Origin of the sequence: Micromonospora echinofusca (assembly GCF_017614955.1) — a bacterium.
GTDB classification, from domain to species: domain Bacteria; phylum Actinomycetota; class Actinomycetes; order Mycobacteriales; family Micromonosporaceae; genus Micromonospora; species Micromonospora echinofusca_A.
In genome coordinates, this window is the sequence record NZ_WVUH01000237.1 from 1 (window position 1) to 11,769 (window position 11,769).

The window sequence follows — 11,769 nt, forward strand, 5'->3', positions numbered from 1 at the left end:
CGCGCACGTGACCGGTGTGTTGTCGCTCGCGGATGCGGCGCGGCTGGTGGCGGCTCGTGGTCGGTTGATGCAGGCCCTACCCGGTGGTGGGGTGATGGTGTCGGTGCAGGCCACGGAGGCGGAGGTGTTGCCGCTGCTGGCCGACCGTTCAGACGCCGTCGGGGTGGGTGCGGTCAACGGCCCGACCTCGGTCGTCGTCTCGGGCGCGGAGGCGGCGGTCGAGGAGGTGGCGGCGCATTTCCGGGGGTTGGGTCGTAAGACGAAGCGGCTGTCGGTGTCGCATGCGTTCCATTCGCCGTTGATGGCGCCGATGCTGGACGAGTTCCGCACCGTGGTCGCCGGCCTGTCCTTCACGGCCAGCGATGCCACTGTCGCCTCGACGGTGACCGGTGAGTTGACCACCGCGAGCGTGTGGGCCGACCCGGAGTACTGGGTGGAGCACGTCAAGGCCGGGGTGCGGTTCGCCGACGCGGTCACCGCCAGTGGTGCCAGCACCTTCGTCGAGATCGGCCCGGACGGCATCCTGACCGCCCTGACCGGGCAGATCCTGGAGGAGGCCACCGCCGTTCCGCTGGTCCGCAGGGACCGGGACGCTGCGCTGACCTTCACCACCGGTCTGGGCTCGCTCTGGGCCCGGGGCGTGCAAGTCGACTTCTCCGGCCTCCTGACCGGTGGTCGGCGGGTCGATCTGCCGACGTACGCCTTCCAGCACCAGCGGTACTGGCTGGAATCGGGTCCGCTGGTGCCGTCCGACCCGACCGGTCTGGGCATGACCGCCGCGAACCACCCGCTCCTGGCGGCGGCGATGACCCTCGGCTCCGGCGACGAGCACGTGTTGACCGGCCGACTGTCGGTGGCGACGCATCCGTGGTTGGCCGATCACCAGGTGATGGACACGATCGTGCTGCCGGGTACCGCGCACGTGGAGTTGGCGTTGCACGCGGGGCACCGGGTCGGTTGCGACACGCTGGACGAGTTGACGCTCCAGGCGCCGCTGGTGCTGCCCGCGACCGGTGCGGTGCACGTGCAGATCACCGTCGGCGAAGCCGACGCGCAGGGCTGCCGGCCGTTGCACGTCTACTCCTGCCCGGAGGGGGATCAGGCGGAGTGGACCCGGCACGCCACCGGGGTACTCACCCCGGCGACCTCGACCGTGCCGGCCGAGTTGACCGCGTGGCCGCCGGCCGGCGCCGAACCGGTCGACGTCGACTCGCTGTACCCGCAACTCGCCACCGCCGGGCTCGGGTACGGGCCGGTGTTCCAGGGCCTGCGGGCCGCCTGGCGGCACGGCGGCGACATTCTCGCCGAGGTGGCCCTGCCGGAGGGCACCAGCGCCGAGGGCTTCGGTCTGCACCCGGCCCTGATGGACGCGGCCCTGCACGGGGTGGCCCTGACCGGGGCGACCGAGCAGGCCGGGCTGCCGTTCGCTTTCACCGGGGTCACCCTGCACGCCACCGGCGCCAGCGCCCTGCGGGTACGCGTCACCCTGGCCAACGGTGGCGTCTCCCTGCTGCTGGCCGACGGGGCCGGCCTGCCGGTCGCCACGGTCGCCGCCCTGGCGACCCGACCGGTCAGCGCCGACCAGTTCACCGTCCGGGAGACCCGGTACGGCTCGCTGTTCCAGGTGGAGTGGACCCCGGTCCAGCCCGGTACGCCCACCACCACCGAGCAGTGGGCGCTGCTCGGCTCCGGACTCGACGGTCTCGGGCTGCCCGCGCCGGCGTACCCGGATCTGGCCGCCCTGACCGCCGCCGACGGTGCGCCGACGGCGGTGCTGGCAGCGGTGCCGGCGGCCCCGGCCGGTCCGCCCGGCCCGGCGGTCCGTGACCTGCTCGCGCTGCTCCAGGGTTTCCTGGCCGAGGAGAAGCTGGCCGGCACGAAGCTGGTCCTGGTGACCCGGGGTGCGGTCGCGACCGGCGCGGACCCGGACGTCACCGACCTGGCCGGCGCCGCCGGCTGGGGCCTGGCCCGCTCCGCCCAGTCGGAGAACCCGGACCGGATCGTGCTGGTCGACGTCGACCACGACTCGTCGCTGGTCCGGCTGCCGGAGGCGCTCGCCTCCGGGGAACCGCAGCTCGCCCTCCGCCAGGACGGCGTTTTCGCGCCCCGACTGGCCCGGGTGGCCCAGCCGGAGCAGCCGGCCGCGCCGCAGTGGAACCCGGACGGGACGGTGCTGGTCACCGGCGGTACCGGTGGGCTGGGGGCGTTGTTCGCCCGGCACCTGGTGGCCGAACACTCGGTGCGGCACCTGCTGCTGACCAGCCGTCGGGGTCCGGCGGCCCCGGGTGCGGCGGAACTCGTCGCCGACCTGGAGTCGCTGGGCGCCACGGTCACCGTCGCCGCCTGCGACACCGCCGACCGGGACGCACTGGCCGCCGTGCTGGCCGCCGTACCGGCCGCACACCCGCTGACCGGGGTCCTGCACCTGGCCGGGATGCTCGACGACGGGGTGGTCACCTCGCTCACCCCGGAACGGGTCGACGGCGTACTCCGGCCGAAGGCCGACGCCGCCTGGCACCTGCACGAGCTGACCCGGGACGCGGACCTCGCCGCGTTCGTGCTCTTCTCCTCCTCGGCCGGCGTCTTCGGTGGCCCCGGCCAGGGCAACTACGCCGCCGCGAACTGCTTCCTGGACGCCCTCGCCCAGCACCGCCGGGCGAACGGGCTGCCCGGGCAGGCCCTCGCCTGGGGTCTCTGGGCACCCGTCGGGCAGAGCAGCGGCATGGCCGGTGACCTGACCGACGCCGACCTCGACCGGATGGCCCGGGGCGGGCTGCGCCCGCTCGCCGCCGACGAGGGCCTGGCCCTCTTCGACGCGGCCCTGGCCGGCGGGGCCGCCACCCTGGTACCGCTGTCGCTGGACGTGGCCACCCTCAACTCCGCCGCCGGGGGCGGCGAGGTGCCGGCCGTACTGCGGGGTCTGGTGCGCAGCCGGCGGCGGGCCGCCGCGAGCGCACCGGCCGCCACCGACCTGTCCCGCCGGCTGGCCGGGCTCAGCGAGACCGAGCAGGGCAAGTTCCTCTCCGCCCTGGTCTGCACCCAGGTCAGCGACGTGCTCGGCTACTCGTCGGCGTCCGCCATCGACCCGAACCGGCCGTTCAAGGAGATCGGCTTCGACTCGCTGACCGCCGTCGAGCTGCGCAACCGGCTCGGTACGGTCACCGGGCTGCGGCTGCCCGCCACGCTGGTGTTCGACTACCCGACCCCGGCGGCGGTCGCCGAGCACGTCCGCGCCGAGCTGCTCGGCACGGTCACCGACGAGGTGGTCGCCGGCAGTACGGTGGCCGACGACGACCCGATCGCGATCGTCGGCATCGCCTGCCGGTACCCGGGCGGGGTCAGCACCCCCGAGGACCTGTGGCGCCTGGTCGCCGAGGAGCGGGACGCGATCAGCCTGTTCCCGACCGACCGGGGCTGGGACGTCGAGGCGCTCTACGACCCCGAGTCGCTGCGCTCCGGCACCAGCTACACCCGCGAGGGCGGTTTCCTGCACGACGCCGCCGAGTTCGACGCCGCCTTCTTCGGCATCTCACCCCGTGAGGCGCTGGCCATGGACCCGCAGCAGCGGCTGCTGCTCCAGGCGTCCTGGGAGGCGTTCGAGTCGGCCGGCATCGACCCGGTCTCCGCCCGGGGCAGCCGGACCGGCGTCTTCGTCGGCGTCATGTACCACGACTACGGTTCCAGCCTCCAGAACGCGCCGACCGACGAGGTCGCCGGCTTCCTCGGTACCGGTGGCGCCGGCAGCGTCGCCTCCGGCCGGGTGTCGTACGTGCTGGGGCTGGAGGGCCCGGCGGTGACCATGGACACCGCCTGCTCCTCGTCGCTGGTCGCCACGCACATGGCGGTCCAGTCGCTGCGGACCGGCGAGTGCAACCTGGCGCTCGCCGGTGGGGTCACCGTGATGGCGACCCCGGGTACGTTCGTCGACTTCTCGGCGCAGCGCGGGCTCTCCCCGGACGGCCGGTGCAAGGCGTTCGCGGCGGGCGCCGACGGGACCGGTTGGGCCGAGGGCACCGGCATGCTGCTGCTGGAACGGCTCTCCGACGCCCGGCGCAACGGACACCCCGTGTTCGCCGTCGTGCGCGGCAGCGCGCTCAACCAGGACGGCGCCTCCAACGGCCTGACCGCCCCGAACGGCCCCTCCCAGCAGCGGGTGATCCGCGCCGCGCTGGCCAACGCCGGGTTGACCACCGCCGACGTGGACGTGGTGGAGGCGCACGGTACGGGCACCAAGCTCGGTGACCCGATCGAGGCGCAGGCCCTGATCGCCACCTACGGGCAGGGCCGCTCCGACGACAACCCGCTCTGGCTGGGTTCGCTGAAGTCGAACATCGGGCACACCCAGGCGGCAGCCGGCGTCGGCGGCATCATCAAGATGGTGCAGGCCATGCGGCACGGGCTGCTGCCGAAGACCCTGCACGTCGACGAGCCGTCCCCGCACATCGACTGGTCGGCCGGGGCGGTCGAACTGCTCACCGACAGCCGCCAGTGGCCGGCCGTGGACCGGCCGCGCCGGGCGGCGGTCTCCTCGTTCGGCTTCTCCGGCACCAACGCGCACATCATCCTGGAGCAGCCCCCGGCCGAGGTCACCCCGGCCGCCGCGCCGGAGCCGGCCGACCTGGTGGTGCCGTGGACGCTCTCCGGGCGGACCGCCGAGGCCGTCCCGGCGCAGGCCGCGAAGCTGCGGGCGTACGCCGAGGCGAACCCGGAGGCGTCCCTGCGGGACATCGGGTTCTCGCTGGCCACCACCCGGTCGGTGCACGAGCACCGGGCGGTGGTCACCGGGGCCGGCCGGGACGAGCTGCTGCGCGCCCTGGCCGACCTGGCCGCCGGCACCGCCGCAGCGGAGGTGGTCACCGGTTCGGCCGGTACGGACACCCGGGCGGCGTTCCTCTTCCCCGGGCAGGGCTCCCAGTGGCTCGGCATGGGGCTGGAGCTGCTGGAGTCGTCGCCGGCCTTCGCCGACCGGATCGCCGAGTGCGAGGCGGCGCTGAACGAGTTCGTCGACTGGTCCCTGACCGACGTGCTGCGCGGCAGCGAACCCGGCCTGGACCGGGTGGACGTGGTGCAGCCGGTGCTCTGGGCGGTCATGGTGTCACTGGCCGAGGTGTGGCGGTCGTACGGCGTCGAACCGGCCGCCGTGGTCGGCCACAGCCAGGGTGAGATCGCGGCGGCCTGCGTGGCCGGCGCGCTCAGCCTCAGCGACGCGGCCCGGGTGGTGGCGCTGCGCAGCCGGACGATCCGCCGGCTCGCCGGCCGGGGCGGCATGGTCTCCGTCGGGCTGCCGCTCGCGCAGGCCGAGGAACTGATCGCCCGCTGGGACGAGCGGCTCTCCATCGCCGTGGTCAACGGCACCGGCTCGGTGGTGGTCTCCGGTGAGGTCGCCGCCCTCGACGAGATGATCGCCCACTGCGAGGGCGCCGAAATCCGGGCTCGCCGGATCGCGGTGGACTACGCCTCGCACTCCGCGCAGGTCGAGGAGTTGGAGGAAGAGCTGCTGGAGGTGCTCGCCCCGGTGGCGCCGCGCAGCACCGACGTGCCGTTCTTCTCCACCGTGTACGGGGAGTTCATCGACACGGCGATGATGGACGCCCGGTACTGGTACACGAACCTGCGGCAGACCGTCCGGTTCCTCGACGCGGTCCGGGAACTCGCCGGGCAGGGCTTCGGCAGCTTCCTGGAGATGAGCCCGCACCCGGTACTCACCATGGCCGTCCAGGAGACCCTGCACGAGCTGGGCAGCCCGGCCACCGTCACCGGTACCCTCCGGCGCGGCGAGGGCGGCCCGCGCCGGGTCTTCACCTCGCTCGCCGAGGCGTACGCCGGGGGTCTGCCGATCGACTGGCGGCCCGCGTACGGCGCCACCGCGAAGCGGGTGCCGCTGCCCACGTACGCCTTCCAGACCCAGCGGTTCTGGCTGCTCGGCGGCGGAACCCAGGGCGCCGGGGACGTCGGCTCGGTCGGCCTCGGGGCCAGTGACCACCCGCTGCTCGGCGCGGTCGTCGCGCTGCCCGACTCGGACGGGCTGCTGCTCACCGGCCGGGTCGCCGCCGGCCAGCCGGACTGGCTGGTCGACCACGCGGTCAACGGCACGGTCCTGCTGCCCGGCACCGCCTTCGTCGACCTGGCCCTGCGGGCCGGCGACGAGGTCGGCTGCGACCTGCTGGAGGACCTGACCCTGGAGGTGCCGCTGGTCCTCGCCGACGGCGGGGCGGCGCAGCTCCGGGTCGCGGTCGGCGAACCGGACGACGCGGGCCGCCGTACCGTCACCATCCACTCCGGCCGGGAGACCACCGGATCGGGGCGACCCGAGGAGTGGATCCGGCACGCCACCGGCACCCTTGCCCCAGGTGCGCCGCTGCCCGCCACCGGTCCGGCCAGCTGGCCGCCGGCCGGTGCGGTACCGGTCGACGTGACCGACCTGTACCCCCGGCTGGCGCTGGCCGGCCTGGAGTACGGGCCGGTGTTCCAGGGCCTGCGGTCCGCCTGGCGGGCCGGGGACGAACTGTACGTCGAGGTGGAGCTGGAGGAGGGCACCGGCACCGACGGTTTCGGCGTCCACCCGGCGCTGCTCGACGGCGCCCTGCACGGCATCGGCCTGGCCGAGGCCGACGGGGCGACCGAAGCGGGCCGGCCTAAGCTCCCGTTCGGCTGGCAGGGCGTGACCCTGCACGCCACCGGGGCCACCCGGCTGCGGGCCCGGCTCCGGCCGACCGGCGACGACACGGTCGCCCTGGAGCTGACCGACGGCACCGGTACGCCGGTGCTGACCGTCGAGTCGCTCTCCGTCCGGGCCGTCTCGCCGCAGCAGCTCGCCTCGGCGGGCGCGGCGTACCACGAGTCGCTGTTCCGGGTCGACTGGGCGGCGGTCACCCCGCCGGCCGGTACGGTCCCCGCCACCGGTGCCTGGGCGGTACTCGGCGACGACCACCGGGTCGTCGACGTGCTCACCGGCGCCGGTATGCAGGTGGCCGCCCACCCGGGGCTGGCCAGCCTCCAGGAGGCGGTGGACGGCGACGGCCGTACCCCGGTCGTGGTGCTGCACCGGAAGGCGACCGCGACGGCCGACGGGGTGGCCGCCACGGTCAAGGCCACCGTGCAGCAGGCCCTCGCCCTGGCCCAGGACTGGCTCGCCGACGAGAAGTTCACCACCTCCCGGCTGGTGCTGCTGACCTTCGGCGCGGTGGCGGTGGCCGAGGGCGAGCAGCCCGACCCGGCGCTCGCGGCGGCCTGGGGTCTGCTCCGCTCTGCCCAGTCGGAGAACCCGGACCGGTTCGTCCTGGTCGACTCCGACGACTCCGACGCCTCGCTGGCCGCGCTGCCCACCGCCCTGGCCAGCGGTGAACCGCAGCTCGCCATCCGGGACGGGCGGTTCGCCGCACCGCGACTGGCGAAGGTGCCGGTCGGCACCGGACCGGTCGTACGGGAGTGGAACCCGGACGGGACGGTGCTGGTCACCGGCGGTACCGGTGGGCTGGGGGCGCTGTTCGCCCGGCACCTGGTGACCGAACACTCCGTGCGGCACCTGCTGCTGACCAGCCGGCGGGGTCCGGCGGCCCCGGGTGCGGCGGAACTCGCCGCCGACCTGGAGTCGCTGGGTGCCACGGTCACCGTCGCCGCCTGCGACGCCGCCGACCGGGACGCGCTGGCCGGGCTGCTGGCCGGCGTACCGGCCGGACACCCGCTTACCGCCGTGGTGCACTCGGCCGGAGTGCTCGACGACAGTGTGGTCGCCGCGCTGACCCCCGGTCAGCTCGACACCGTACTGCGGCCCAAGGTGGACGCCGCCTGGAACCTGCACGAACTGACCCGGGAACTCGACCTGGCCGGTTTCGTGCTCTTCTCCTCGGCGGCAGCCACCTTCGGCAACGCCGGGCAGGGCAACTACGCGGCGGCGAACGCGTTCCTCGACGCGCTCACCGTGGTCCGCCGCTCCGCCGGCCTGCCCGCCCAGTCCCTCGCCTGGGGCCTGTGGGCGCGCAACCTGGCCGTCGGCGCGGCCGGGGACGGCATGACCAGCCAGCTCACCGAGGTGGACGTGCAGCGGATGGCCCGCAACGGGCTCGCCCCGCTCACCGAGGCGGAGGGCCTGGCGCTGTTCGACACCGCGCTCGGCGTCGACCTGCCGGTGCTGGTACCGATGCGGCTGGACGTGGCCGCGCTGGCCGCCGCCGCAATCGGCTCCGGGTCGGGCTCGGGTGCGGGCTCCGGTTCGGGTGAGGTGCCGGCCCTGCTGCGGGGCCTGGTCCGGGTACCGGCCCGGCGGGCGGGCGGGGCCACCGACGGTGCGGCGCTGCGGCAGAAGCTGACCGCGCTGGCACCCGAGGAGCGGCAGGAGGCGCTGCTGAAGCTGGTCCGGGAGCAGATCGCGGTGGTGCTCGGCTTCGCCTCGGCTGAGGAGATCACGCCGAGCCGGCCGTTCAAGGAGTTCGGCTTCGACTCGCTGCTCGCGGTCGAGCTGCGCAACCGGCTCGGCAACACCGTCGGGCTGCGACTGCCGGCGACCCTGGTCTTCGACCACCCCACCCCGGAGCACGTCGCCCAGTTCCTCACCGCCGAACTCGGTGGGGAGGGCAACGGGGAGGCTGCGGTCCAGGCCCTGGTCGCCGAGATCGACAAGCTGGAGGCGGCGCTCGCGGCCCTGGCCGACGACAGCGTCCGCAACCGGCTGGCGGTACGCCTCAAGGACAGCCTCGCCAAGCTGACCGCGGCACCGGACGCACCGGCCGCCGAGGATCTCGACGAGGCCAGCGACGACGACCTGTTCGCCCTGATCGACAACACCTGAGGTGTTAGGAAGGGCCCCTTCCTATCGTTTTTTGTATAGGAAGGGGCCCTTCCTTACACGTGGCAGCACAAAACGGTGGGGTGCCCGCAGCACGCGGACACCCCACCGTGTTCGTGACCCGACCCCTGCCGGCCAGCCAGGGTCGGTCAGCCGAGGTTGGTCAGCCAGGCCCGCAGCACCTTGGTGAACCGCTCCGGCTCCTCCAGGTGCGGCAGGTGGCTGGACTCCTCGAAGACCTCCCACTCCACCATGTCGATCTCGTCGTAGAACGGCTGCACGGTCGCCGGGGTGGCCTCGTCGTACCGGCCGCTGATCAGCAGGGTCGGCGCGGTGACGGCACCGAGCCGGCCGACCACCGACCAGTCCCGCAACGTACCGATGACGTGGAAGTCGTTGGGACCGTTCATCGTCGAGTAGACCGTCGGGTCGTTCTCCAGCGCCATGAAGGTCGCCGCGAGCTCCGGCGGCAGCGGCTCGGTACGGCAGACGAACCGCTGGTAGTAGGCGAACGCCGCCTTGCGGTACTCCGGACTGTCGGTCGTACCGGCCGTCTCGTGCCGGGTCAGCGTCTCCTGTACGTCCGGCGGGAGTTCGGTACGCAGCCGGGCCGCCTCGGCCCGCCACAACGGCATCGAGGCGGGGGAGTTGGCGATGACCATGCCCCGCAGCCCCTCCGGATCGCGGATCGCGTGCTCGGCGGCGAGCATCCCGCCCCAGGACTGTCCGAACAGGACGTAGTCGTCGGCGATGCCGAGATGGTCGAGCAGGTTGTCCAGCTCGGCCAGGAACAGCGGCACCGTCCAGAAGTCGGCGCCCCGCTCGGGCAGATGGGTGGACCGGCCGTTGCCGAGCTGGTCGTAGTGCACGACGGGCCACCCGTCGGCGGCCAACCCGGTCAGGCTCAACAGATAGTCGTGGGTGCTGCCCGGGCCGCCGTGCAGGACCACGAGTGGGGGATTGCCCCATTCAAGGTCGCCGGTGACCCGATACCACGTGTGGCCCTCGTCGAAGGGAACATTTCCCTCTACGCTCGGCGGTGCGAACATTCTCTGTCCCTCTGTTGTTTCGGGTCCGGGCGATTCTGCGGCAATCCCTTATTGCGTACGGATGGTGCTGACGCGACCGGCTGGCGTCCTGCCGCCGTACGGGACCGGTGGTGGTGGTCCCGCTGTAGCGTACGTCCCCGGAAGCCTTGCGGGCAGGGCGTCTCCTGTCTCACTGCGCACACCTGATCACACCCTGGCGAGGTTAGGGGCGGGTTGTGGGGAGCCTAGGGGTTTCTCCGATCCGGGCCTCTGAATAAGGGTTTCCATGGGCGGATTTCGCTCGGGCGCACGCGCCGGGTGGTAATGCGTCGCCTGCTGAGCCGACTGCCGTACGTGGGGCAGAAAAGGTCGTCCGCGCAACTGTCGACTTTATGAGGTGTATGAGAGACATGGCCACCGAGGACAAACTCCGCGAATACCTCAAGCGGGCGGCTGCCGAACTGCAGCAGACCCGGCAGCGACTGTCCGACGTGGAGAGCCGGAACGCGGAGCCGATCGCCATCGTCGGCATGGCCTGCCAGTACCCGGGCGGTGTCCGCAACCCTGACGACCTGTGGCGGAACCTGCTCGACGGCGTCGACGGCATCGGTGCCTTCCCCACCGACCGGGGTTGGGACCTGGAATCCCTGCACGGCCCGGATGCCGACCCCCGGGGCGCCTCGTACGTCCGGGAGGGCGGTTTCGTCGACGGGGCCGGTGACTTCGACCCGACCTTCTTCGGCATCTCGCCCCGTGAGGCGCTCGCCATGGACCCGCAGCAGCGGCTGCTGCTGGAGGCGTCCTGGGAGGCGTTCGAGTCGGCCGGGATCGACCCGGTCGACCTGCGGGGCAGCGACACCGGGGTCTTCGCCGGTCTGATGTACCACGACTACGCCACCGACGTGCGGTCCGTGCCGGAAGGCGTCGAGTCCTTCCTCGGTACCGGCACCTCCGGCAGCGTCGCCTCCGGGCGCATCTCGTACGTCTTCGGGCTGGAGGGCCCGGCGGTCACCGTCGACACGGCCTGCTCGTCGTCGCTGGTGGCGCTGCACCTGGCGGTGCAGGCGCTGCGCGCCGGGGAGTGCGCCCTCGCACTGGCCGGCGGCGCGAGCGTGATGGCCAGCCCCAACACGTTCATCGACTTCTCCCGGCAGCGGGCCGCCGCCCCGGACGGCCGGTGCAAGCCCTTCGCCGCCGCGGCGGACGGCACCGGCCTGGCCGAGGGTGTCGGCGTACTCGTGCTGGAGCGGCTCTCCGACGCGCAGCGCAACGGGCACCGGATCCTGGCCGTGGTCAGGGGTTCGGCGGTCAACCAGGACGGTGCGTCGAACGGGCTGACCGCCCCGAACGGTCCGTCGCAGCAGCGGGTGATCATGTCCGCGTTGGCCAACGCCCGCCTGGAACCGGCCGACGTGGACGCGGTGGAGGCGCACGGTACGGGTACCAACCTGGGTGACCCGATCGAGGCGCAGGCCCTGCTCGCCACCTACGGCCAGGGGCGGTCGGCCGACGCGCCGCTGTGGTTGGGTGCGGTGAAGTCGAACCTGGGTCACACGCAGGCGGCTGCGGGTGTGGCCGGTGTGATCAAGATGGTGCAGGCGATGCGGCACGGTGTCCTGCCGAAGACCCTGCACGTCGATGCGCCCAGCCCGCACATCGACTGGTCGGCCGGCGCGGTGGAACTGCTGGCCGAGGCCCGGGAGTGGCCGGCGTCCGACCGGCCGCGCCGCGCGGGTGTCTCGTCGTTCGGCATTTCGGGTACGAACGCACACGTCATCCTGGAGCAGGCACCGGCCGCAGTTGCGGCGCTCGTCGAGGAGTCCCCGGATCCGGTGGGTGACGGTGTGCTGCCGTGGGTGCTCTCCGGCAAGTCGCCGGAGGCGGTGCGTGCCCAGGCGGCGAAGCTGGTCTCGTTCGTGGGTTCCGAGCCGGGGCTGTCGCCTCGTGATGTGGCCT

General features: G+C 73.3%; 2 protein-coding genes and 1 pseudogene. 2 read left to right on the forward strand and 1 reads right to left on the reverse strand.

Going from position 1 to position 11,769, the window contains the following annotated elements; translation table 11 throughout:
- A partial coding sequence (locus GSF22_RS23145) for a type I polyketide synthase (protein ID WP_208815840.1) occupies window positions 1-8,788 on the forward strand: 8,788 nt, incomplete at its 5' end.
- Window positions 8,789-8,934: 146 nt separating this feature from the next.
- On the opposite strand, the gene GSF22_RS23150 is transcribed toward GSF22_RS23145, so the two are convergent.
- Window positions 8,935-9,834: a proline iminopeptidase-family hydrolase gene (locus GSF22_RS23150; RefSeq protein ID WP_208815841.1), complete on the reverse strand. Its 900-nt coding sequence runs from the start codon at window positions 9,832-9,834 to the stop codon at window positions 8,935-8,937.
- A gap of 395 nt (window positions 9,835-10,229) precedes the next feature.
- Between GSF22_RS23150 and GSF22_RS23155 the strand changes: the two are divergent.
- A pseudogene (locus GSF22_RS23155) lies at window positions 10,230-11,769 on the forward strand (type I polyketide synthase); the annotation flags it as partial.

Excerpts from the sequence above, each read along its gene's own strand:
- GSF22_RS23150 (WP_208815841.1), bottom strand. The coding sequence starts at position 9,834 with ATGTTCGCACCGCCGAGCGTAGAGGGAAATGTTCCCTTCGACGAGGGC.